This is a genomic window from Pseudomonas sp. 44 R 15 (assembly GCF_900004965.1).
Classification (GTDB): Bacteria; Pseudomonadota; Gammaproteobacteria; order Pseudomonadales; family Pseudomonadaceae; genus Aquipseudomonas; species Aquipseudomonas orientalis_A.
Genome location: NZ_CVTU01000042.1, coordinates 1 through 22,679 on the forward strand (window position 1 = coordinate 1; position 22,679 = coordinate 22,679).

Annotated in this window: 19 protein-coding genes; 8 read left to right on the plus strand and 11 right to left on the minus strand. The window is 59.7% G+C overall.

Translation table 11 applies throughout. The annotated features are described in order from the left end of the window. The 5 genes from BFP93_RS04475 to gdhA all read left to right on the plus strand — a co-directional run. Nucleotides 1–503, plus strand: a 503-nt coding sequence (locus BFP93_RS04475) for an MFS transporter (RefSeq protein WP_141687940.1), incomplete at its 5' end; no start/stop codon positions are given. 39 nt (nucleotides 504–542) lie between these two features. Then, complete coding sequence (locus BFP93_RS04480) at nucleotides 543–1,772, plus strand: aminotransferase class I/II-fold pyridoxal phosphate-dependent enzyme (RefSeq protein ID WP_065892202.1); 1,230 nt, start codon at nucleotides 543–545, stop codon at nucleotides 1,770–1,772. Between the two features lie 25 nt (nucleotides 1,773–1,797). Then, the gene (locus tag BFP93_RS04485) at nucleotides 1,798–2,643 is read left to right on the plus strand and encodes a hypothetical protein (RefSeq protein ID WP_065892204.1); all 846 of its coding nucleotides are present in this window, start codon (nucleotides 1,798–1,800) and stop codon (nucleotides 2,641–2,643) included. Between the two features lie 47 nt (nucleotides 2,644–2,690). After that, nucleotides 2,691–3,581, plus strand: coding sequence for a phosphoenolpyruvate mutase (aepX, locus tag BFP93_RS04490; RefSeq protein WP_065892205.1), 891 nt, complete (start codon nucleotides 2,691–2,693; stop codon nucleotides 3,579–3,581). A 203-nt stretch (nucleotides 3,582–3,784) separates the two neighbouring features. After that, nucleotides 3,785–5,122 (plus strand): NADP-specific glutamate dehydrogenase, encoded by a 1,338-nt coding sequence (gene gdhA / locus BFP93_RS04495; RefSeq protein WP_065892210.1) that lies wholly within the window; start codon nucleotides 3,785–3,787, stop codon nucleotides 5,120–5,122. Here gdhA and BFP93_RS04500 read toward each other — a convergent pair. The 4 genes from BFP93_RS04500 to BFP93_RS04515 all read right to left on the minus strand — a co-directional run bounded on the left by BFP93_RS04500 (nucleotide 5,119) and on the right by BFP93_RS04515 (nucleotide 8,731). Beyond that, nucleotides 5,119–5,616 carry a GreA/GreB family elongation factor gene (locus BFP93_RS04500; RefSeq protein WP_065892213.1) on the minus strand — a complete coding sequence of 166 codons (498 nt, stop codon included), beginning with the start codon at nucleotides 5,614–5,616 and terminating at the stop codon, nucleotides 5,119–5,121. The two genes, gdhA and BFP93_RS04500, sit on opposite strands and share 4 nt — an antisense overlap. A gap of 99 nt (nucleotides 5,617–5,715) precedes the next feature. Then, entirely contained in the window at nucleotides 5,716–6,072 is a 357-nt protein-coding gene (locus BFP93_RS04505; protein ID WP_065892214.1) for a hypothetical protein, read from the minus strand. 224 nt (nucleotides 6,073–6,296) lie between these two features. Beyond that, entirely contained in the window at nucleotides 6,297–8,150 is a 1,854-nt protein-coding gene (locus BFP93_RS04510; RefSeq protein WP_065892215.1) for an Lnb N-terminal periplasmic domain-containing protein, read from the minus strand. Between the two features lie 92 nt (nucleotides 8,151–8,242). Next, nucleotides 8,243–8,731, minus strand: coding sequence for a DUF3015 domain-containing protein (locus BFP93_RS04515; RefSeq protein ID WP_003194274.1), 489 nt, complete (start codon nucleotides 8,729–8,731; stop codon nucleotides 8,243–8,245). 266 nt (nucleotides 8,732–8,997) lie between these two features. On the opposite strand from BFP93_RS04515, the gene BFP93_RS04520 reads away from it, so the two are divergent. Then, entirely contained in the window at nucleotides 8,998–11,436 is a 2,439-nt protein-coding gene (locus BFP93_RS04520; protein ID WP_065883862.1) for a Lon protease family protein, read from the plus strand. A 646-nt stretch (nucleotides 11,437–12,082) separates the two neighbouring features. Next, nucleotides 12,083–12,400 carry a PA4575 family protein gene (locus BFP93_RS04525; protein WP_065892217.1) on the plus strand — a complete coding sequence of 106 codons (318 nt, stop codon included), beginning with the start codon at nucleotides 12,083–12,085 and terminating at the stop codon, nucleotides 12,398–12,400. 7 nt (nucleotides 12,401–12,407) lie between these two features. On the opposite strand, the gene BFP93_RS04530 is transcribed toward BFP93_RS04525, so the two are convergent. Continuing rightward, the gene (locus BFP93_RS04530) at nucleotides 12,408–14,228 is read right to left on the minus strand and encodes a hypothetical protein (protein WP_065892218.1); all 1,821 of its coding nucleotides are present in this window, start codon (nucleotides 14,226–14,228) and stop codon (nucleotides 12,408–12,410) included. 165 nt (nucleotides 14,229–14,393) lie between these two features. Here BFP93_RS04530 and BFP93_RS04535 point away from each other — a divergent pair, with 165 nt between their 5' ends. Further along, nucleotides 14,394–14,882 (plus strand): TIGR00645 family protein, encoded by a 489-nt coding sequence (locus BFP93_RS04535; protein ID WP_057724985.1) that lies wholly within the window; start codon nucleotides 14,394–14,396, stop codon nucleotides 14,880–14,882. A 15-nt stretch (nucleotides 14,883–14,897) separates the two neighbouring features. Here the strand turns inward: BFP93_RS04535 and BFP93_RS04540 are convergent, their stop codons facing one another. The 6 genes from BFP93_RS04540 to BFP93_RS04565 all read right to left on the minus strand — a co-directional run bounded on the left by BFP93_RS04540 (nucleotide 14,898) and on the right by BFP93_RS04565 (nucleotide 22,676). Next, nucleotides 14,898–16,337, minus strand: a complete 1,440-nt coding sequence (locus BFP93_RS04540; protein WP_065892219.1) for an ArnT family glycosyltransferase — start codon at nucleotides 16,335–16,337, stop codon at nucleotides 14,898–14,900. A gap of 154 nt (nucleotides 16,338–16,491) precedes the next feature. Then, on the minus strand, nucleotides 16,492–17,184 hold the full coding sequence (locus BFP93_RS04545; protein ID WP_065892220.1) for a DUF433 domain-containing protein: 693 nt from the start codon (nucleotides 17,182–17,184) through the stop codon (nucleotides 16,492–16,494). 203 nt (nucleotides 17,185–17,387) lie between these two features. Further along, complete coding sequence (locus BFP93_RS04550) at nucleotides 17,388–18,284, minus strand: LysR family transcriptional regulator (protein WP_065883870.1); 897 nt, start codon at nucleotides 18,282–18,284, stop codon at nucleotides 17,388–17,390. Nucleotides 18,285–18,508: 224 nt separating this feature from the next. Continuing rightward, nucleotides 18,509–19,507, minus strand: coding sequence for a GTP 3',8-cyclase MoaA (gene moaA, locus BFP93_RS04555; RefSeq protein ID WP_065892295.1), 999 nt, complete (start codon nucleotides 19,505–19,507; stop codon nucleotides 18,509–18,511). Nucleotides 19,508–19,769: 262 nt separating this feature from the next. Continuing rightward, a complete protein-coding gene (locus BFP93_RS04560; protein WP_065892221.1) occupies nucleotides 19,770–20,030 on the minus strand; it encodes a DUF6124 family protein in 261 nt (86 codons plus the stop codon). A 750-nt stretch (nucleotides 20,031–20,780) separates the two neighbouring features. Next, on the minus strand, nucleotides 20,781–22,676 hold the full coding sequence (locus BFP93_RS04565) for a DUF262 domain-containing protein (RefSeq protein ID WP_176717548.1): 1,896 nt from the start codon (nucleotides 22,674–22,676) through the stop codon (nucleotides 20,781–20,783). Nucleotides 22,677–22,679 lie beyond the last annotated feature (3 nt).

Genomic DNA, 22,679 nt, shown 5'->3' on the forward strand with positions numbered 1-22,679 from the left:
GCATGGGTTTTCTCACGTTCCTGCCGTTTTTGCTCAAGGCCAAGGGGGCCGGGCCTGCGGGCATTGGCCTGGCGCTGACGATGCTGTTCGTGGGGGGCGCCTTCGGCAAATTGCTGTGCGGTTACCTCGGTGCACGCATCGGCATGATGAAGACGGTGTGGGCCACGGAGTTCACCACGGCGGTGCTGATCGTCATGGCGGTGTACCTGCCGTACGCCGGCTTGATGGTGATGTTGCCGCTGTTGGGGCTGGCGCTCAATGGCACCTCGTCGGTGCTGTATGGCGCGGTGCCGGACCTGGCGGGGCCGGGCCGGCGCGACCAGGCGTTTGCAGTGTTCTACACCGGCACCATCGGTGGCGGCGCATTGGCGCCGGTGCTGTTCGGCAGTCTCGGAGATACCACCGGCGTGCCCGTGGCCGTCTTGTTGCTGGCCGCCACCTTGTTGCTCACCTTGCCGCTGTCCTGGCGGGTTCAGCGAGGGCTGGAGGCCCAGGCCCGGTAGGGCGAACGAATTTTTCAGCGTGTTGTGGCAGGTATAACAATGAATAACAGTGAACCGTCTGCCGTGTCCTTGCCGTTGTCCCAGCGTGCGCAACGCCTCAGCGCACCGGGCACGTCCAGCATGCGCAGCAAAGCCAATGCCTTGAAAGACGCCGGCGTCGACGTGATCAATTTTGCCGCCGGTGAATTGACCTTCGATGCCTGTCCGGACATGAAAGCCGCCGCGAGCGATGCGCTGGCCACTGCGCGCAACCGCTATACGCCGCCCATCGGCTTGCCCCAGTTGCGCCACGCGCTGGCGCAGCAGGTCACTCAGCGCTGCGGCGTGAACTACAGCGCCGATGAAGTCGCGGTGACCGCCGGTGCCAAGCAGGCGCTGTATAACGCCGCGATGGTACTGCTCGATCCGGGGGATGAGGTCATCGTTGCGGTGCCGTACTGGGAAACCTTTCCCACCCAGATCCAGCTGGCCGGTGGCGTCCCGGTCTATGTCGACACGGCAGCCGATGACTATCGCCTCACCTGCGCGGCCGTCGAAAACGCCCTGACCCCACGCACCCGCATGATTGTGATCAACACCCCGAACAATCCGACGGGCACGGTTTATCAACGCGAACAATTGTTGGGGATCGCCCGGCTCGCGTTCGAACACCGGCTGTGGGTGGTGTTCGACGAGTGCTACCGCAAGCTGGTGCGCGCGCCCCATGAACACCACAACATCGTCTCGCTGTTTGCGCCGCTCAAACACCAGACGGTGCTGGTCGATTCGTTTTCCAAGAGCCACGCGGTCACCGGCTGGCGGGTAGGGTATGCGTGCGCGCCCGCTGCGGTCATCGCCGCCATGCACAACCTGCAGGGGCACACCACATCCAACCCCAGCAGCCTGTCCCAATACGCCGCGCTCGGCACTTTGATGGCGGACGCGCCGCACTTTACCCGCCAGGTCAATGCCTTCCTCGACCAGCAACTGCTCGCGGCCTGCACTTGCCTGGGGCATATCGATGACATCACCTGCGCCCCGCCGGAAGGGGCGTTCTATCTGTTTATCGATGTGTCGCGCAAATTGGGTGGCCGCTACCTGGGCACCGTTATCCGTGATGTCGACCACCTGGCCGATCTGTTATTGACCCAGGCCCATATCGCGGTGGTGCCCGGCTCCGGCTGCGGCGACCGCAACAGTATCCGCATTTCCTACGCCGTTGAGCGTGAAGCGTTGATCGAAGGCCTCACGCGCTTTGCTCGCTTCATGGCAGAAATCGTTGCGCACTAACCCCAGCCAAAAAAGGATATGAGCCGTGGAAAATCTGAGCCGCCAATTTATCGGGTACGTGAACCAGGCGCTGGTGGATGTCGAGGACCGACATCTGGCCCAGGCCCTGCTCAGCGGTTTCAACAGCCAGCCTGCCGAGCTGGACAGGTACTGCGAGACCTATGTCGACATGACTTCCAGTAACTGGAGCGAGTCGTCGCTGTGTACATTCTTCTGCGGCTGGCGCAGCCCCGATGGCGCCGCCCATGCTGTCTCAAGCATCATTGTGCGCATTCTCCAGGAGTCGGCATCCCTGGCCGACGACGCCCGGCTGCAGATGCTCGAAGCGGCGGCCCACTGTGGCGAGATCATTGTCGAGGACATCGGATTGGGCGAAATGCACGGGCATCCGCACCACTCCAAGCTGTATTACCGCATGGCGTCGGCGATATGCGGCTCGGATGAATGGCGCCTGCAGGACAAATTCCTGAACCCGATCACCAAGGAATTTTCCGGCTGGGTTGGCGAAAAACGCCCACTGGCGCCGCAGCTCATTGAGGCACTGGAGATGATGGCCATGACGGAGCTGTTCAACACCGGCGAATACAACCTGATGACGCCGTTGTGGAAGCAGTGGTTGCGCGACGTGCGCGGCTACAGCGCCGGTGAGGCCAGCCGCGTGGCGAGCTTTCTCAGCGTGCATTGCGGCAGCGTCGAAGCGCGCCACTTCAAGCATGCGGCAGAGGCGCTGCGGCTGTATGCCAGCGCCACCGGGCAGGCCGTGGATTACAGCCGTATCGCGCAGCTATCCAGGGAATACGTGGCCAGGGCCTGTGAGCATCTGCAAAAGATGGCGTCGGTGCTCAAGTGTGAACAGCCCGCCTGGGATTGAGGCAGTCCGATAACCCTCGTTGTGCCGCTGACATGGAGCCTGAACCTATGATGGATACCGAAGCGCGCCGACGCCCTCTGTCGGCGCTACTGGATAGCACCCGTTGCCTGCGCGTACTCGAAGCCCATAGCCCGATATCGGCGTTGCTCGCGCAGCGCGCCAGGCTGGAAATCAGCCCCGGGCATACGGTGGGGTACGACGCCATCTGGTCCAGTTCGCTGACCGACTCGACCCAGCGCGGGTTACCCGATATCGAAATTCTCTCGCCCAGTAACCGTTTGCCGGGGATCCGCGAAATATTCGATGTGTGTTCGCTGCCGCTGATATTCGATGCCGACACCGGCGGCAAGCCCGAACATTTCGCGATTCACATCAAGATGCTGGAGCGTGCGGGCGTCTCGGCGGTGGTGATCGAAGACAAGTGCGGCTTGAAGAAGAACTCACTGTTCGGCACCGAGGTCGACCAGGCGCAGGAGCCCATTGAGACTTTCTGCGCCAAGCTCCAGGCCGGTTGCGCCAGTCGCACCGGCTCAGGGCTGATGCTGATTGCGCGGTGTGAAAGCTTGATCCTCGATCGCGGCATGGAGGAGGCGATGACGCGGTGCCTGGCGTATGTGGAGGCGGGGGCGGATGGCATCATGATCCACAGCCGCAGACAGGATGGCCTGGAAATCCTCGAGTTCGCCAGGCAGTTTCGTCGGCAACGGCCCAGGGTACCGCTGATTTGTGTGCCCACCAGCTACGCTCACCTGAAGTTCGAGGTGTTGGAGCAGGCTGGTTTCAACGCGGTGATTTACGCCAATCACATGTTGCGCAGTGCCTATCTGGCTATGCGCGATACCGCTGTGGGCATACTCGCCCATGGCAGGACCCTGGAACTGGAGCCGCGCTGCCTGGGCATCGACGAGATACTCGACCTGGTGCCCGGGACGCGCTAGCGCGATGCTGTCGTCCAGCCGTTTACTCATTGGTGCATGTGTCGGATTGAAATCCCCGTTTCAGGGCGAAAAGCGCTGTTTATTTATACAAATGCACCATTTAAATTCATAAAGGCGACATTTTGCCCTGTCACGGTGCGAAATGAATTGATAAAGTCCGGCTCAATCTCTGTTTAACAACAATCATTTTGCCGAGACTTTTCATGAGCGAATCCGTCGAATCCTTCCTTGCCCGCCTCAAGAAACGCGACCCCGACCAACCGGAATTCCATCAGGCCGTGGAGGAAGTCCTACGCAGTCTGTGGCCGTTTCTTGAAGCCAACCCCCACTACCTGACCTCGGGCATTCTGGAGCGCATGTGCGAGCCGGAACGCGCGATCACCTTTCGGGTGTCCTGGGTGGATGATCATGGCAAGGTCCAGGTCAATCGCGGTTTCCGTATCCAGATGAACAGTGCCATCGGCCCGTACAAGGGCGGTTTGCGCTTCCATCCCTCGGTGAACCTGGGCGTGCTGAAATTCCTCGCCTTCGAGCAGACCTTCAAGAACTCCCTGACCTCGTTGCCCATGGGCGGCGGCAAAGGCGGCTCGGACTTCGATCCTAAGGGCAAGAGCGACGCCGAAGTGATGCGCTTCTGCCAGGCCTTCATGAGCGAGTTATACCGTCATATCGGTGCGGACGTGGACGTACCGGCCGGTGATATCGGCGTGGGCGCACGGGAAATCGGCTTCCTGTTCGGCCAGTACAAACGCCTGGGCAATCAATTCACCTCCGTCCTGACCGGCAAAGGCATGACCTACGGCGGCAGCTTGATCCGTCCGGAAGCCACTGGTTTTGGCTGTGTGTATTTCGCCGAGGAAATGCTCAAGCGCCAGGGCCAGCAGGTCGAAGGCAAGCGTGTGGCGATCTCGGGTTCCGGCAACGTGGCGCAGTACGCGGCGCGCAAAGTGATGGACCTGGGTGGCAAGGTGGTTTCCCTGTCGGACTCCGAAGGGACGCTGTACGCCGAAAGCGGTTTGACCGAGGAACAATGGTCGGCCCTGCTGGCGCTGAAAAACGTGCAGCGTGGGCGTATCAGCGAACTGGCCGAGCGTTTCGGCCTGGAGTTTCGCCAAGGTCAAACACCCTGGGCGCTGGCGTGCGATATCGCACTGCCCTGCGCCACCCAGAACGAACTCGACGCTGATGCCGCCCGCGCGCTGTTGCGCAATGGCTGCATCTGCGTGGCCGAAGGCGCCAACATGCCGACCACCCTTGAAGCGGTAGATATCTTTATCGACGCGGGCATTCTGTTCGCGCCGGGCAAGGCCTCCAATGCCGGCGGCGTGGCCGTCAGTGGCCTGGAGATGTCGCAGAACGCCATGCGCCTGCTATGGACCGCCGGCGAAGTGGACAGCAAGCTGCACACCATCATGCAGTCGATCCACCATGCCTGCGTGCACTACGGCGAGGAAAATGGCCGGGTCAACTATGTGAAGGGCGCGAACATCGCAGGCTTCGTCAAAGTTGCCGACGCGATGCTGGCCCAGGGCATCGTCTAAGCCTCGGGTTCGATGCGCAGCACTTCGATCAACTGATCGCCGACCGGGCGCTTCCACAGCACCTCGTCACCCACCTGGGCGCCCAGCAAGGCGCGGCCCAGGGGCGAACCCCAATTGATCAGGCCCGCGTTGGCGTCGGCCTGGTCTTCGCCGACCAACTGGATGCGCTGCTGCTCGTCCTGCTCATTGGCGAAGGTCACCCAACTGCCGATTTGCACCTTGTCGGTGGACGTGGCCGGCGGCACAACCTGGGCGCTTTGCACGCGCTGGTTGAAGTAGCGTAAATCCCGCTCCAAGTCGGCTTGGCGTTGCTTGTCTGCCTGCTCGCCTTTAGTGGATTCGGTGCTGTATTCCAGTTGCAACTGCGTAACCTTGGCTTGCAGTTGCGCCAGCCCTTGCGCAGTCAAACGGTTGGGCTGCGCGCTGACCTGACGCTCCACCGGCTGGTCGGCCTGGGCGGCGGCGTTGTCTTCATTTACAAAAGCTCGGCTCATGACATTCTCCTTCAATGGAGTTTGGGCCATGCTCACCGCCGGATCGTTCCCACGCTCTGCGTGGGAATGCAGCCTATGACGCTCCGCGTCATGATGAGGTCATTGCGAGCGATATGCCTTGGCCGCATCACGGTCTTTCTCCTGCTGCCACTCGTGCTCGCGATCGTTCCGGCGGTTGTCCTGGTACTCGCGCAATTCCTCGTTCTCACGCATGGCTTTGCACTGGCGAAAACCGTCCTCCCAGCCTTCGGCGTATTGCCGGTCTTTCAGATAGCGCGGCACGTTCTTGCGAAACTCCCCGGTGATCACCCCGGCGGCCTGGCGCCCGCTGCTGCAACCGTCGTCAAAGCCATCGGCGAAGGCGGGCGGATAACCCTTGGCCAGCAACTCTTGATGGGTAGTTTGGCAGCCCGTCAACCACACCCCTGCACACAGCATTAGCGCATACCGCCACATGGCGTACTCCCTAGCCGATTTACGGCTGATAGGGTGAGTCTAGAAGGGGATTTGTAAGCTGTATGTGAAAGGCGTGTAAGAGGGATGTGCAGGATGATCGTTCCCACGCTCTGCGTGGGAATGCCGCACTGGACGCTCTGCGTCCGCTGTAAAGGCGTGACGCGGAGCGTCACAGGATGCATTCCCACGCGGAGCGAGGGAACGATCATTTCATCAGGCTTGGGTCAGTAGTGATACCACTTCACTTCGAGCATCACTTCATTGACCGGCGTCGACAGGTGGCTGTATTCGCGCTGGGCGCTCAGGCGCAGGCCGAGGTTGCGTGACAGTTCCCATTGCTGGTTGAGGCTGATGCTGCGCCGCACCTCGCCATTGGTGAAGAAATCGCCCTTGGCTTCCAGGCTCAGGTTGCCCAGCGGGTTCTTCCACAACACGCCGGTGTTGAAGCCGGCGGCGGGGGAGATGGCTTCGCTGAAGTCATTGTTGTGTTCCACACGTACGGTGCCGAGGGCGAAGCCGAGCATGTCGTCCGAGAGTTGCCAGGTGCCGCCGGCGCCGCCGTTGACGTGGGCGACCAGGGTTTCGTCGTCGTGTTTGCCCGGCACCCGTTCCAGGCCGCCGGTGACTTGCCAGGACCACGGTTGCAACAGGGCGTTGCGCGGGGTCAGGGAGCGGATGGTGGCCAGGTCCAGTTGCTGCAATTGCCAGTGGTTGCCTTCGTACTGGCGCAGTTTCATCTGCAGGATTTCGATTTGTGCGCCCAGGGGGAAGCCTTCGGCGTTGTCGTTGAGGTCGTGATAGGCCATGCGCAGGCCGTATTCGCCAAAGGCTTTGTCGCCGCGGGTGCCGATGCCGGCCTGCCAGGTGCGCGACTCGTGGCCGTTTTCCGGCAAGCCGGGTGGGGTGATCTTCAGGTCGGGCGCCGGGTTCTGGTTGATCGCGCGCAGCAATTCGAAGCTGCGCTGGGAGCGTGCGGTGTCGCGTTCCAGGCCGTTGGCGCGGTAGCGGCCAAGGCGATAGGCAGCGTCCACCACCAACGCCTGGCGCTCGCGCGGCAGCGCCTTGAAGGCGGGCTCCTGCAACTGTTTCTGGTCATCGCTGATCTTCAGTACCCATTGCTGCTCATCGCTGTCGAGCGGCTTGGCGCGTTCGAGCAGCTCGCGTTCACGGGACGGACGATAGTCGATCTTTTCCACCAGACCCGCGTCCTTTACCGCTTTGACGGTATCGGTCGGGATCGCGGTGAGCGGGAATTGCTCGGTCAGGCGCAGGCCGGGGCGCGCCACTTGCAGCAGTTCCAGCAGTCGATAGGAGCAGTTTTCATCGAAGAAGAAGTAGTCGAACTTGATCTGCTTGAGCTCCCACACGTGCTCGACCATGCGCTTGGTCTCGACTTCGGTGAGGTTCAGGCGGTATTCCCACAGGTCACGGTTTTCCAGGCTGCGGTATTCGGAGAGTTTTTCCTGATAGGGCACCAGGGCGAACAGGCCGGGGTAGCCGCCCATCAGGCCTTTCCAGGCATACAGAATGCTGTTGTCCGAGCCTTCGATATAGGCGCCGAAGTTGATTGCGTAGCTGAGCAGGGCGGTGTTGTTGCTCTGCACGTCGGCCTGGTCGATGCGCAGCAAGGTGTGGCCGAACATCGACGAGGGGCTGTTGAGGTACGCCGCCGGGAAAATCATCACCGCGCTGTGGGGCGCGACGTCCGAGAACCATTGTTTGAATTCTTTGCAGTCCACAGCCGGCAGGTCGGTCAGTTGCAACTGATCCTTGAGCCAGCGGGTGCGTGCGGGGTAGACGCATTGGGCATGTTTTTCGCCCAGGCTGGCCGGTGCGTAGAGCGCATCCACAGTGGCCTTGAGTTCGGCGTCCGGATGATGCGCACCGTCAGCGGCGAGAAAGAATTTCTTGTCGCTGACATAGCTGCGCCAGCCATTGATCTTGCCGGCCTCGTAATGCCCCAGCGAAAGCCAGAACGGATCATTGGCCAGTTGCTGCAAACGTTGATCGTCGAGGTGCGGGGCCGCGTGCAGCGGGGCGCAGGCGAAGAAAGCCAGGCAAGCGAGGCGTTTGAGCATGGGGGCTACTTAAGTCGGACTGAAAAAAAGACCCAAGGGGGACAGGTCGAAAAAACAAAACCCGCGCCTCGAAAGACGCGGGTGGGTCGAGCTTAAGCCTGGGTAGCGTATTTCGCCAGACGGGCATCGCTTTTCAGTACGGCAATGGTGTTGTTGTGCACGTCATCAGCAGTCACGTCAGCCTTGCTGAAGATTTGCTGGAAGTGCTCGTGGGTCACGGCTGCGAAGTGATCGCGATCTTCCGGAGCCACACCCAGTACCACCGCGTAGGTGGTCAGGGCTTCGCCGTTGCCTTTGGCCATGTCTTCGGACAGCTCGTTCATCATGCCATTCATGGCAATCCAGGACTTGCCGCCGTAGGTCAGGGCGCTGTTGGTGCTGCAACCGTTGGTGCCCGAGGTCATGCCGAAGGTGGCGTTACCCGAGGTGCCGTTGGTGGTGGAAGCGAGGAAATGAGCAGGAGTACCGCGCTGGCCTTCAAACAACATGTTGCCCCAACCGCAGTTCGGGCCACCTGGTGCTTCTGCCATTGCATTGAGGGAGACGACGGTGAAGAGAGTACCAAGAAGGATCCGTTTCATAGCTTTGTTCTCTTTGTGTGCAAACCAATGGACAAGGGTTCAGGCGCTTCGCAGCACCCTAGGGGCCAGTTATTAGTCCAACCCGCGCAGTTTGGAGTTTAGGCACGTTCCATGGGTTCCGTGAGTTTTTATAAAACATTCAGTCTTGAACGTTTTTTTTGTGCGGCACGCGCCGTGGCTATGCTTTCCCAACAGCGCGCCTTGCCAGAGCGCGCAACCGAGAGCCAGAATGCCCCCATCTGCCCCGCCTGATGTAAGGAAGCCCGATGCCTGATCCTGTTGCTGCCAGCTTGCGTCTAGCGCCCGAAGCGCTGACTCGCCCTTTCTCCGCTGAACAGTTCAGCTTCTCGACCACCAATGATTTGGAGCCCTTTCGCGGTGTGCTTGGCCAGGAACGTGCGGTTGAAGCCTTGCAGTTCGGTGTGGCCATGCCACGCCCCGGTTACAACGTGTTTGTCATGGGCGAGCCCGGTACCGGTCGCTTTTCATTCGTCAAACGTTACCTGAAGGCTGAAGGCAAACGCCTGCAAACCCCGTCGGACTGGGTCTATGTGAATAATTTCGATGAGCCGCGCGAACCGCGCGCGCTGGAATTGCCAGGCGGCGGCGCTGCAGCGTTTATCACCGATATCAACGCGCTGGTCGACAATCTGGTCGCGACCTTCCCGGCCGTGTTTGAACACCCGACGTACCAACAGCGCAAAAGCGCCATCGACCGTGCATTCAACCAGCGCTACGACAAGGCTCTGGACGTGATCGAGCGCCTGGCCCTGGAAAAAGACGTGGCGCTGTACCGCGACAGCTCCAACATCGCCTTCACGCCGATGCTTGACGGCAAGGCGCTGGACGAAGCGGAGTTCTCGCAGTTGCCGGAAGCCGATCGCGAGCGCTTCCACACCGATATTTCCGAGCTGGAAGAACGCCTCAACGAAGAGTTGGCGAGCCTGCCGCAATGGAAGCGTGAGTCAAACAACCAACTGCGCCAGTTCAACGAAGAAACCATCACCCTGGCCCTGCAGCCGTTGCTTGCGCCACTGTCGGAAAAGTACGCGGAAAACGCCGCCGTCTGCGGTTACCTGCAGGCCGTGCAGGTGTATCTGCTCAAGACCGTGGTCGAGCAATTGGTCGACGACGCCAAGACCGATGCCCAGGCGCGCAAGCTGCTCGAGGAGCAATACTGCCCGAGCCTGGTGGTGGGTCATTCGGTCAACGGCGGTGCGCCGGTGGTGTTTGAACCGCACCCGACCTACGACAACCTGTTCGGCCGTATCGAATACAGCACCGACCAGGGCGCGCTTTACACCACATATCGCCAACTGCGTCCGGGGGCGTTGCACCGTGCCAACGGTGGCTTCCTGATTCTTGAAGCGGAAAAAATGCTCAGCGAGCCATTTGTGTGGGATGCGCTCAAGCGTTCCCTGCAATCGCGCAAGCTGAAGATGGAGTCCCCGCTGGGCGAACTCGGCCGCCTGGCGACCGTGACCCTCAACCCGCAGATGATTCCGTTGCAGGTCAAGGTGATCATCATCGGGTCGCGTCAGTTGTACTACGCGTTGCAGGACGCCGATCCGGACTTCCAGGAAATGTTCCGGGTACTGGTGGACTTCGACGAAGACATCCCGATGGTCGACGAAAGCCTGGAGCAGTTCGCCCAGTTGCTCAAGACCCGCACCTCGGAAGAAGGCATGGCGCCGCTGACGTCGGATGCGGTGGCGCGGCTGGCGACTTACAGCGCACGCCTGGCGGAACATCAGGGCCGTTTGTCGGCGCGCATCGGCGACTTGTTCCAACTGGTCAGCGAGGCCGACTTCATTCGTCACCTGGCGGGCGATGAAATGACCGATGCCGGGCATATCGAGCGCGCGCTCAAGGCCAAGGCCACGCGCACCGGCCGTGTGTCGGCACGGATTCTCGACGACATGCTCGCCGGGGTCATCCTCATCGACACCGCCGGCGCCGCCGTCGGCAAGTGCAACGGGCTGACGGTGCTGGAGGTGGGGGATTCGGCGTTTGGCGTACCGGCGCGGATTTCCGCCACGGTGTACCCGGGCGGCAGCGGGATTGTCGACATCGAACGTGAGGTCAACCTCGGCCAGCCGATTCACTCCAAGGGCGTGATGATCCTCACCGGTTACCTGGGCAGCCGTTACGCGCAGGAATTCCCGCTGGCGATCTCAGCCAGCATCGCACTGGAACAGTCCTACGGTTACGTGGACGGCGACAGTGCCTCCCTGGGCGAGGCCTGCACCTTGATCTCGGCGTTGTCGAAGACGCCGCTCAAGCAGTGCTTTGCCATCACCGGCTCGATCAACCAGTTTGGCGAAGTGCAGGCAGTGGGTGGGGTCAACGAGAAGATCGAAGGCTTCTTCCGCCTGTGCGAAGCGCGCGGGTTGACCGGTGAACAGGGCGCGATCATTCCCAAGGCCAACGTGGCCACGCTGATGCTCGATGAAAAGGTCTTGCAGGCCGTGCGCGCCGGGCAATTCCATATCTATGCGGTGCGTCAGGCGGATGAGGCGTTGAGCCTGCTGGTGGGCGAGGATGCCGGTGAGCCGGATGCCGAAGGGCAGTTCCCGGAAGGCACGGTCAATGCGCGGGTGGTGGAGCGTTTGCGCGCGATTGCGGAAATGATCAGCGAGGAAGACTTGAAGGAGGCAGAGAAAGAGCTGGCGCAGCAGGCTTTAGCGGAGGCCAAACCGACCTGATCCCTGAAGCTTGATGGGATCAAAAAGGTGGGAGGGGGCTTGCTCCCGATAGCCATAGGTACCTACACAACTCTGTAGCGCCCAACCGTAACCACGATGCGAAGCGAGTCGCTCTTGATCTTGATCTGCTTTTGATCCTAGGCGCCCCGTTAAACCACGCTGGCCGAACGCAGGCTTGAATCCGTGGGCAACCCGGCAGGACGCCGGGTTAGCCGCACTGGGCCAAGGATGGCCCATTGCGGCGGCCCACGGATTCAAGCCGGAGAGAGGGCACACCGAGCCTAAGCGAGGTGCCGAGTGGTGGGGCAAGAGCGTTTTGCTTACTTTTGCGCTTTTCAAAAGTGAGCCGCCGTCAGGGCAGAACCCTAAGTGGCCGTTACCGCAGAAACGGATATGTACTCGATCTGATACAACATCCTGGTCGGCCCAGAGGCCGCCATCGGGGGCAAGCCCCCTCCCACAGTTTGATCTGTTTTTGTCATTAAATTGACAGGTGCCTGGAGAGGATGTCCGTTGGTCCCTACGAGCTTGGTTTGTCGCGTTTTTCTTCTATTCTCAATATCAGGGATATCCGCAGGAGTCGCAGGATAGAAACAGCCTCGCCTTTGCGCTGGGGCTGAACACCGATCTACCGAGGGTCGCCGCCATGCCGCGCAACCTTTGCCTTACCCGCCAGTGCCTGGGCCTGGCAACTCGTATCGAATGCTCCATTCGCCCCCTTGCCGGGGAGATTGGGCTGTGGACGTTGTTATTTGCCGCCGGCATGTCGGGCGAACAGCCGTCTACGGTCAAGTCTCAAGGCCCATTTCACGGGCCGTTCGTGGCGGAAACCATGTTGGGTTCCATTGTCGACAGCCTGACGCTGCACGGTTACGAGCAGTTGGACGAGCCGCAGATCTGGTGCCTGCACCTGCAGGCCCATCTGCGCCAACTCAACGGTGGCCAGGAGCGATTGGCCCTGTAATTCCGGGCTATTTGCTTTCCGGTTTGTCCAGTTTGACCTCAAAGCCATATTGCACGGTGTTGAGGTCGGTGCGCTGGTAGCTTTCCAGGGTGGTCGGCTGGCCGTAGAAATAATGCACATCAAACAACGCCGTACCGTATTCCTCGGCGCGGTGGCTCACGCCGAGAATTTCCTTGAGGTAGTTGCCGCTCGCGTCCCTGGCGTAGAAGCGCCAGCTGTCGGCGGGAAACGCTTGCTGGTCGACGATCAGCGCGTTGTCCTTGAGCAACAGACCCTTGGGCAGTTTGCCGACGTCAATCGAGGCCTTTTCGATGGTGGCGAGAAACAAGGGTACCGAGCCGACCACAAACGCCGGGGTTTCCGGGAACAGGTTAAGGTCATAGGTCAGCGTGCCGCTGGCCGCGTTCAGCTCGTAGGCTTCGGTCGGCAACTCGATGGGTTCGCCGCGCTCGCCCTTATCATCTGCGGTGAAAAAGGTGATCGGCGCGGCGCTGTTATTGCGCTCGGCGCCGACCAGATCGTCATTGAAGGTGAAAGGGTGGTCGAACACGATTTTTGCGGCACTGGCATCTTCGGTCGATTGGCTGATGGTGACGCTGTTTTTCAACTGATCTTCAGTCATTGACGCGTCTTTGAGCCAGCTGGCGGCGGCGTCGTCATACACCGTGACCGGCATCGGCAAGGGCTGCACGCTCTGTTGCAGGCTGTTTTTGTCGAAGCGCATCACCGGCAGGTCCAGCGCCTTGCGGGTCACCGTGGCTTTGGAAAAATCCAGTACGTTGACCTGCAGGGTATCGATCACACCGTTGAAATACACTTTGGCGTAATGGCTGGTCTGTGTGTGTTCGAAGGCTTTTTGCGCGTCGGTGAGCTGTTTATCCAACGCTTCGGACCAGGCCTTCTGCTGTTGCAGCTGCGCCAGCTGCTTCTCATAGAACGCCACTTGTGCAGCGCTTTCGTTGATTGAACCTGAGCGGGTGAGAAATTGCCCGGTGCTGTCCCGGGCCTGTACCAGCAGCGGGTTGGGCGAGTCGTCGCCCAGCTCGGTGGCCAGCGGCTCGCTGTTGGTCAGTTCGATTTCGGCGTAATTCTTGCCCAGCGACAGCAGCTTGAGGCTGATATTGCCCTCGGTGCGTGAATGGCCGACGTCGTTTTTTGACAGGTCAAAGGTCAGCACCCTGCCCGGCGCGGCGACCTCAATCGTGCCTTTAAGGCTGACGGGCTGCGGCTGGCTCTTGTTTTCCGTCTCGATGCCCTCGATGAACGGGTAGGTCACCGTCAGGTCGTCGGGGTTGGTCAGGTTGGAGCTGCTGGGACTGAGCTGGATGCCGGGGTCGGTCTCCGACCACTCCGGCTGGAAGGGAATGACTTTGTTGTTGCTCAAGGTTACCGACTCCCACTCCAGGCCATGGGGGAAGGGGAATTGCTCGGGAGCGTTGAACGTGAACGGGAAGACCGGCTGCAAATCCGTCAGGTAGTCGGAATGCGAAGCCCTGCGCAGGACGAACAGGCCGTTGATATAGGTGTCCACCAAGGCCTGGGGGCTGGGGTAATGCTTGAGCAAGACCAGGCTGTCTTCGCCGTATTCGGCCTCGATGGGCTTGGTGTCGAGCTTGATCCGCGCACGTTCCAGCAACAGCAGCGAACCGCCCAGGTCGGCGATGACGTCGCGCAGCTTGGGGTCCTGGATGCTGTCCAGGGACTGTTCGAACGTGGTGGTTTTTTCTTCGAGGGTGGCCTGCTTCTGCTCTTCTTTGGGAGAGCAGCCGCTGGTCATCAGCAACGCCGCGCACAGGCCTAGACTGGCCAAAGGGAATCGCACATCCATTATCTGAGTTTTCCTGTCCGACATCATCGAGCCGAGTGAATGGTCTCGACACTAGCAGAAAAATCCTCTTACAGATGCCACTTGGCGCAGTTTTCTCGCGGTGACAGGCGCCGGGTAGCCACTGGTATACTCGGCGCCATTTTTAGCCAAGCTGTGTGGGATTCAATGGAACGCTTTATCGAAAACACGATGTATGCCGCGCGCTGGCTGCTGGCGCCGATCTATCTGGGTTTATCCCTGGGGTTGCTGATCCTGGCGATCAAGTTTTTCCAGGAAATCATTCACGTGATTCCGAATATTTTTTCCTTGCTGGAATCGGAAGTGATCCTGCTGCTGCTGTCGCTGATCGACATGGCCCTGGTCGGTGGCCTGCTGGTGATGGTGATGATTTCCGGCTACGAGAACTTCGTCTCGCAGCTGGATATCGATGAAAACAAGGAAAAGCTCAACTGGCTGGGCACCATGGACTCTTCGTCGCTGAAGATGAAAGTGGCGGCCTCCATCGTGGCGATTTCCTCCATCCACCTGCTGCGCATCTTCATGGACGCCAAGAACGTCGATCCGCAACACCTGATGTGGTACGTGATCATCCATATGACCTTCGTGGTCTCGGCGTTTGCCATGGGTTATCTGGACAAGCTGACCAAGCACTGATGACGCGCGCCGGCCTTACTGCTCGACGAAGTAGTAGGGCTGGCGGTTGATCTTCATTTGCTTGACCACGGTGACTTTCTGACTGAGCCGGTCGGTCTGATCCAGCAGCGCGACGTTGCCGGGTTTGGCGCTGAGAAAGGCGTGCAATTGGGCCTCGGTCTGCAGAATCGGCAAATAGGCCTGCAGATAGAACACACTGGCGCCGGCGATTCGTTCATTGGGTTGGAACAGCGCCACCTCTTTACCTTCGTCCTGCAGTGTCTGCACCTGACTGATCACCGGCACGAATGACTGGCGCACATCGGCTTTGGGGGCGAACCAGAAGGCGGCGCTGAGGTAGCAGGCGATGGCCAGTGTGAATACACCGCCGATGATCTGTCGGTGGTAGCGGTAGAGTGCCGGTTTGTGTTGTTTGACCCACTCCAGCAGCACCCGCGCGTATTCCGCCGCCAGTACGGCGGCGGCCGGAGTCAATGCCATCAAATAGACGGTGCGTTTGCTCGATGCCAGGGTCAGCAGGGTGAACTGCGCCACCAGCCACACGCTGAAAAACAGGCGGTAGCGGTTGCGCACCAGGCTTTTGCGAAAGTGCCACAGGCCCAGGTACACCAGGATATTCCATGGCAGGAAGGCCTCAGGCAGTTTAACGAGGTAGTAATAGAACGGCTCGTAATGCCCGGCTTCCACAAACGAGCCGCTGAAGCGCCCGACACTGTTGGTCCACAGCACGTCACCGACAGCCTGCATACCGCCGCGCTGAAACAGAAACCCCAGCCAGATCAGCAGCGGCACCAGCGCCAGCAGCGTGAACAGCGCCGGCTTGAGCCAGTCGCCGATACGCAGGCGCTTATCTATCAGGCTGGTGCACGCCAGGTAGACAAAAATCACAATCCCCGGCATCGCCAAGCCCAGCACACCTTTGCTCAGCGTGGCGATGACCATCCCCACCGTGAACAATGCCCACGCCCAGGCGCTGGAACCCTGGCGCTCGGACTCGGGGCGCATTGCCTGATAGAACCCCAGCAACGCTGCAGTCACGCCCAGAGCGAGCAACGAATCCTCACCCACTCCTCGCACATTGCCCCAATAGCTGGCCATGGTTGCCAGAATCAACGCGGCGCTGAATGCCAGCGTTGTGGGCCGCCCGAACCGGCGCAACATTCCGTAGAGCAGCATCACGCTGAACAACCCGGCAAACGCCGACGCCAGGCGCACGGCCCCGGTGCTCGCGCCAAACAGACGAATCGCCCCGGCGTCCAGCCAAAGACTCAGTGGCGGTTTCTCCAGGAAAGGCTCACGAAACAGACGCGGCACCACCCAGTCATTGTCCAGGTGCATGGCCATGGCAATCCCCGAGACGCGGGCCTCGGTGGAGCCTTGCAGTTCATGGTTGCCAAGGGCGAAGAAAAACAGCAGGCCAACGAGCAGGAGCAGCAGGGGAACGGGACGCGTCATTGAGTGGCTACCGGGCAGGGGACCGCTCGGGGGAGCGGGCATGGCTGCCGGCTAGTATAGGGAAGGGTTTCTTAACGGTTCGTGAACGAGTGTAGGGTTTTTGTGTGGTCAGGTGAGAGGCTTTGGGGAGGAAGGTTATGATCCAACAGGAAGTTCAAGCCGCATTCCTTTGCTCGAACTCCACAGCTGCCTTTACCGCAACGGTCGGGATCTCATAGAGCATGGCGACGCGCCTGGTATCACGTCCTTCTGCCTCATAGGCACTGAAGATGGCGGCGGTATCGACGCCGGTCGCTGCCAGTACGGGCTTACCAAAATTTCTGGCAGGGTCCAGCACTACCGCTTTGCTATGTTTGACCGGGTACCAGCGTTGCGCCGAACCCTTGCCGGAGTAATCGATCCCTTCATACAGCGAAGGTTTAATGACTTGTTTGAACGCATATTGTTTTTTGAGCAGGTCCAGCATTGTCTCGTCACCCGTCTCATCCAGCACAGTGGCGAAAATACTGCGGCCGTCTGTTTGGAACCGTTTGCAGGTGAACGGATAGGGCTGACCGAACAGCTCGCTAGCCTGGCGTGACGCGTTGCGGATGGCCTGCAAGCTCAGCCCATGCTGGCGAAATGCATGTACGAAGCGAATTTCGAGCAGGTCATGGAAACCAAGAATGCAATCGTCCACGTTTGACAGTTCCGATTGCCAGAGCCCGGCATGCTGGACGCCATTAGAGCTGTAGCCGAACAGCCAACGACGTATATCTGCGGTAGGGATGCCGGTGTATAGCGACGCCTCGCCAGGCGTGTAGAGGCCCACCCCTACAAGGGGGCTGGGCGAAACAGTCGTTTGCATGGACGGCCTCCTTGTCCTTGAGTTGAGGGGAGAAGTCTGGGGGCTCAGGTGTTCTCGTTCAACCTTGGGCAGACGAGCTGTGATCTGAAGCGTATCCGTACAATTCATTCCACGCCAGTTCACCTGATGCATGCCAACTTGTAGGAGCTTTCCGGTGCTTACTCAAAGGCAAATCGGCTTGATCGACGTTCTGTTCCTACGCGCTAATCCGCGCCCTTGGCAGCAAATAATCTCTTGGCCTGCGCAAAGCACTTCTCTGCAATGGCCGAGCGCGGTTCGGTCTTGCGCATCACCATGCCCAGTGGCGCGAGCACGCTGGCGTCCGGCAGGTTGATGAACGCGAGGTTCTCGATCGGGCTTTCCAGGCCGCTGTCCAGCGGCATGATTGCGCAGCAGAAGCCTTCGTGGATCGCCTGGAACAGTTGATAGGTTGAGTCGCTTTCGAGCATGGGCTGGGGCGCGAGGCCGCGGCTGCGGAAGCTCAGGTCAATGGACTTTCGATAGTGCATGCCCGTGCTGATCATCCCCAGGGGCAATTGCGCGGCGTCTTCCCAGCTCATTTCGCTGCCCTCGAAATGGAAGTGACGGGTGTCGTACAGCAGGCCGACACGGGTCTCGCCCAGTTCGAAAAAATCCAGGTAGTTGGCGTTAACGTGGTCCAGGTAACACACGCCCAGATCCAGTTGATTGGTGCCCAGCGCTTCGATGATGTTGTCCGAACTCATCGACGTCAGGCTGAACTTGAGCTCGGGAAAGGTGTGGGACAGGCTCTGGATATAGCTGATTGGGTTGAACCCGCTGAGCGGCACCAGGCCCAGGCGCAAGTTACCCACCAACTGACCGCGACACGCGGCCGCTTCGGCGAACAACCCGTCATGGGCGGCGAGCAAGGTCCTGGCCCACGCCAGCACACGCTCACCGGCCTCGGTAAAGCCTTCGAAACGCTGGCCCCGGGTGACCAACTCCAGGCCCAACTCCTCCTCCAGATTGCGCAGGCGCATCGACAACGTCGGCTGGGTGATATGGCAGCGCGCAGCCGCCTGGCCGAAGTGACGGGTCTGCTCCAGCGCAATCAGGAATTTGAGTTGTTTTATGTCCATCAAGGTGCCTGCCAGGGAAGAAGTGAAAGGTCTGTCAGAGTGGAATCACCTATTCCTAAGAACTGGCCAACGCACTCGATAACCGGTCGCCAGACAATGCTGGATAGCCCGATCAGCCTTGACGATTAGACAGGCATTTTTCAGTTCAGTACACAGTCGATGGCTTGAAGGACGGGCAGCAGCCCTGCCGTGCGCAGGGTGGTATGGGGTTGAAACCGGGTCGATCAGCCGCCCGTCATGTTCATGAAGCGCACCACCTGCACCTCATCGTCGAGGGTGAAGTTGTGCCGATACGGCTTGAGTTTCATCGACTCGATAATGGCGCTCTCCAAGCGTTTCGGTTCGCCCGGATAGCGCCGCAGCACCGCCTTGAGGTCGACCGAATGCTCATTGCCCAGGCATAGCAGCAACCGGCCCTCAACGGTCAGGCGCACACGGTTGCAGGTCGCGCAGAAGTTGTGACTGTGGGGCGAAATAAAGCCCAGGCGAATATGCGGCGCCTCGGCCAGACGCCAGTAACGCGAAGGCCCCTGGGTCGATTCCGCAGAGTCGATCAGCGTGTAGCGTTCGGCGATACGCTCGCGCACCTGCGCACTGGAATAAAACGCCTCGGCACGGCTGTGTTCGCTGATCACCCCCAGCGGCATTTCTTCGATAAAGGATATATCCAGACCACGGTCGACGGCGAAGGCCACCAGGTCGTTGACCTCATGGTCATTGCGACCCTTCATCACCACACAATTGAGCTTGGTGTGCTCAAACCCCGCAGCATTCGCGGCATCGATACCGGCGATCACCTTCGCCAGGTCACCGGTGCGCGTCAGTTCACGAAAGCGCGTGGGGTCCAGGCTGTCGAGGCTGATATTCAAGCGCTTGAGCCCCGCATCGAACAACGGTGCAGCGAGCTTGCCCAACTGCGAACCGTTGGTGGTCATGCACAACTCGCGCAGACCGGGAAGCGCGGCGATGCGTCGGCACAGCTCCACCACGCCCTGACGAACCAAGGGCTCGCCGCCGGTCAGACGGATCTTGCGCGTGCCCAGCGCGACGAAACTGTGTGCCAGTTGATACAGCTCTTCCAGCGACAGAATCTGCTGGCGCGGCAGGAACTCCATGTCCTCGGCCATGCAATACACACAACGGAAATCGCAACGGTCAGTGACGGACATCCTGAGGTAGTCGACCCGGCGCGAAAAGCTATCCATCAGGATTTGATCGGTCATGAAAAACCTCGGCGGCGGCGTCGGGCGCATAACCCTGGCGCTTTAATGGGCGCGTTATCTACGCGAGGCTAGAGTTGTTTTGAGCGTACGTCTAATCAGTATTAGCAACTGGGTGATCGACGGGGTCTATGGGGTGTGGCTGATAGTTTTTAGGGGCGCGCGGTGGTGGGTGATGAAGGGCTTGGTCAATTAAGGTTCGATTCCGTCCTGCGGCGAGGGCGCCTCGCTCGCCGCAGGTACGGATTGATTGTACTGTCGGTTTCTATGGGTTCTCGCCAGGTGTCTGCTTAGTGAATACCTGAGTTTCCAGCATCCGCTCCAGCAACAACTCACCCAGCACGACCAGTTGCTGAGCCGCCAGCAGCTTGTGGCGGTGTGAGCCTTCCAGTTCAAAGGCCAGATCGGTGGTCATGACGTTCAGAGAGGCGAGGGTTTCACTGGCTTGGATTAGCAGGGTTTCGACGGGGATGCCTGGGGCGAGGGTGAACAGGGTTGTTGGGGGATTGGGGGTGATCTTTTTCATGACTGAAACTCCTTGATTGGTGGAGTCGCCAGACAACGCTGCTAAACGAAAAGGGTGGCGACTGTACGCGGGTTAGCAGACCAGGAATCAAGGAACCCAGCGCACCCGAAGGTGCCCCACGCACAGCCGCCATAACGCAATCCAGTGGATGCTGAAAGCATCGCTTGAAGGGAAGGTGGCTTTGCAGGCCTTGATATTAACCGAGCTGCTAAACCCGGTCGCTGATTTTGCAGCGACTGGGGGAGGTTAGCGGGGTGGGGGGTGAAGGGGGAGTTCATGGATGGCGCGAGTTTTTGTGGGAAAATTCTGAAGGCCCGCTAGTTGGGCTTTTTAACCCCAGAAACGACAAAATCCGCACTAGGTGGGTTTTGTCGATGCTTCGAAGTGGTGCGCCGGGGTAATTTGGATCTGTTCGGTAACCTATTGACTCATAACATTAATATTGGGTTCTATTTTTAGTTGGAATACCAATTGGAATACCGTGCGAAATCGCACTCCACTTGACCATCCGTTTGCGTTCGATCTGACCACCGATTGCATCGGAGTTGACCAGCACGCTTCGTAACCATGATCGGCAGAGAACTACCCGAATCGGACATCTCGGTGGCATGCTTGGTGTGAGATTACGTCGTCTATTTCCCGAACTTCGCCCGGTCCCACCCCGGTGATGCCTTTGGGCATGTGGGACCGGGCGAAGCTCGGTAATGGCGCGGCGCCAAGCAATGCTAGCTGGGCCGCACCGGGCAGTCTTTAGGTCCCCGTCGCGTTATAGTGCTCCTTGATCAACGTCAACATCTGCGTCTGGTGCCGGTCGATAGCGTGCGCATCCCATTCCATCTCGGCTTTGCCACTGAAGATGTGAGCAAGTTTGAGCGAGTCGTAACGGGGCTTGCCCTTGAAGTCTTCTCGCTTCTTGCCGACGCGCTGGTTGCTGTAGGACGAGTTTTCGCCAGGGCTCAGCAGCACCAGGTTGCCAAAGCTGTCGAGGTGAACCTTGGCCAACTCAACGCCGAACTCCTCCCGCTGGGGATGGACATGCTCTACAGAGTTCTTCGAGGTGATTCGGTAGGCCGCCAGCTTCGACGCTTCATAGAAACCGAAACGGCTGCGCTCTCGCCAGAGAATGTATTCCAGTTTCTGGAACCAGTAATGCTCGAAGCGAGTACCGTTGGGCTCCTTCAAGTCATCGATAACTGTGTCGATACCCTGCATGGCGAAGTCATGACCGGCCAACAGCGCAAAGCTGGCTTCCTTCTGACTGTCTTCGGCCAGGGACAGCTGATTATCAATGCGCTCCATCAGCGCCACGACCTGCGCTTGCGTCTTTGCCTCGCCAGCCACCAACGCCCCGAGAAATGGCGTTAACCAATACTGCGCACTTCGCTCGCCGGTGAAGTTTCGGACACTCTGCAACTGGCTCAGGTCGTTGCTTTCCAGCCGGGTGCGGGCAAGCCGCCAGCCGTTGTCGGAGCGGCTTCGGCTGACGCTGGTTTGACGCAAATTCCAGACCTGGCTGTCAGTCTCCGGCAGCCATTTCACTACCCACAGGTCAAACTGATAACGCACCGCCCACAGGCATTCGATGAAGGCCTTGGTCTGTCTTTCGGTGGCGTGGCCGATGAAGTCGGCAAAGTAGTCGTTGAGCCGACTGTCATGCAGGCGCACCTCGACATCGTCCTGGCGGTGCTCCTTGAGATAGATGCGGTAGGCGTGCATCAACAGGAGGCCAAAACTGATGATCGGGCGGCAATAACGCACTGGCTCCTGCCGTGCTTTGGACTTGTCCGATTCGACCACTGACAATCTGGCCAACTGTGCAATGGTCATACCCTGCACATCCCCGCCGGGGACGCGTTTGAGCGGGAAGGTCGTCACACAATGCCTGGCAAGGTCACCCTGTTTCAGGCGCTTCCAATCCGCGTCCGGGAAGACCTTGCGCAGATTGCGCTCGAAGAAGTCTTCCATGTTTTCACAGGCTTGCCAGATCGCATCGAAGCGCAGCTTCTGCGTCTCGATCACAGCCAGCAGACGCGATTTGAGAATGTCACTGTGCTCCAACTGCACGCCGCTGTTGTTCATGGTCGAAAACAGTCGGTTCAGGTCCATGCCCGGGGGCATGATGTTGTTCACCCATCGCACCTTCGCATACAGGTACTCGGCCACCTCGGCCAGATACGCCTCCCCCCGCTGGCTGCGCAACGCGCCCAACCGATCGGCAAGCGCCTTGCGGGCAGCGGCCAGGTGCTTGATGTAAGCTTCGTCCGACTCGGAGGTTCTGCCCGTATTTTCCTCGGCTTCAAGCCCGGCCCACGCCGCAAATAGTCGCTGCACTTCGTCACGAATGGCAAAGGTCAGCCGGGGCTGCTTGTTCCATACGATGAACTTCGTCAGCGCGTTGTCGGGCACCACCGCCGTCAGCGCGAGGGCGAGCAGCATCAAGGTGGTCATGCGCTGCTGACCGTCGATCACTTCATAGAGGGTGTGGGTGTGCCCTGAGTCGCGTGTGGTGACGGCGGACGTCAGTACCGTGCCGATATAGTAATGCGGCGCGTCGGTGTCGCAGGCCACCATGATCTGCTCCAGCAGACCAACAACATCCTCGCTTGGCCAGACATAAGGGCGCTGGTAGCTGGGGATGATCAGCATGAT

Coding starts and splice junctions, on each gene's coding strand:
- BFP93_RS04510 (WP_065892215.1), bottom strand. CDS start 8,150: ATGCTCAAACGCCTCGCTTGCCTGGCTTTCTTCGCCTGCGCCCCGCTG.
- BFP93_RS04520 (WP_065883862.1), top strand. CDS start 8,998: ATGCCTGATCCTGTTGCTGCCAGCTTGCGTCTAGCGCCCGAAGCGCTG.
- BFP93_RS04545 (WP_065892220.1), bottom strand. CDS start 17,184: ATGCAAACGACTGTTTCGCCCAGCCCCCTTGTAGGGGTGGGCCTCTAC.
- BFP93_RS04550 (WP_065883870.1), bottom strand. CDS start 18,284: ATGGACATAAAACAACTCAAATTCCTGATTGCGCTGGAGCAGACCCGT.
- BFP93_RS04540 (WP_065892219.1), bottom strand. CDS start 16,337: ATGACGCGTCCCGTTCCCCTGCTGCTCCTGCTCGTTGGCCTGCTGTTT.
- BFP93_RS04525 (WP_065892217.1), top strand. CDS start 12,083: ATGCCGCGCAACCTTTGCCTTACCCGCCAGTGCCTGGGCCTGGCAACT.
- BFP93_RS04515 (WP_003194274.1), bottom strand. CDS start 8,731: ATGAAACGGATCCTTCTTGGTACTCTCTTCACCGTCGTCTCCCTCAAT.
- aepX (WP_065892205.1), top strand. CDS start 2,691: ATGATGGATACCGAAGCGCGCCGACGCCCTCTGTCGGCGCTACTGGAT.
- BFP93_RS04500 (WP_065892213.1), bottom strand. CDS start 5,616: ATGAGCCGAGCTTTTGTAAATGAAGACAACGCCGCCGCCCAGGCCGAC.
- BFP93_RS04480 (WP_065892202.1), top strand. CDS start 543: ATGAATAACAGTGAACCGTCTGCCGTGTCCTTGCCGTTGTCCCAGCGT.
- gdhA (WP_065892210.1), top strand. CDS start 3,785: ATGAGCGAATCCGTCGAATCCTTCCTTGCCCGCCTCAAGAAACGCGAC.
- BFP93_RS04505 (WP_065892214.1), bottom strand. CDS start 6,072: ATGTGGCGGTATGCGCTAATGCTGTGTGCAGGGGTGTGGTTGACGGGC.
- BFP93_RS04565 (WP_176717548.1), bottom strand. CDS start 22,676: ATGCTGATCATCCCCAGCTACCAGCGCCCTTATGTCTGGCCAAGCGAG.
- BFP93_RS04535 (WP_057724985.1), top strand. CDS start 14,394: ATGGAACGCTTTATCGAAAACACGATGTATGCCGCGCGCTGGCTGCTG.
- moaA (WP_065892295.1), bottom strand. CDS start 19,507: ATGACCGATCAAATCCTGATGGATAGCTTTTCGCGCCGGGTCGACTAC.
- BFP93_RS04560 (WP_065892221.1), bottom strand. CDS start 20,030: ATGAAAAAGATCACCCCCAATCCCCCAACAACCCTGTTCACCCTCGCC.
- BFP93_RS04530 (WP_065892218.1), bottom strand. CDS start 14,228: ATGGATGTGCGATTCCCTTTGGCCAGTCTAGGCCTGTGCGCGGCGTTG.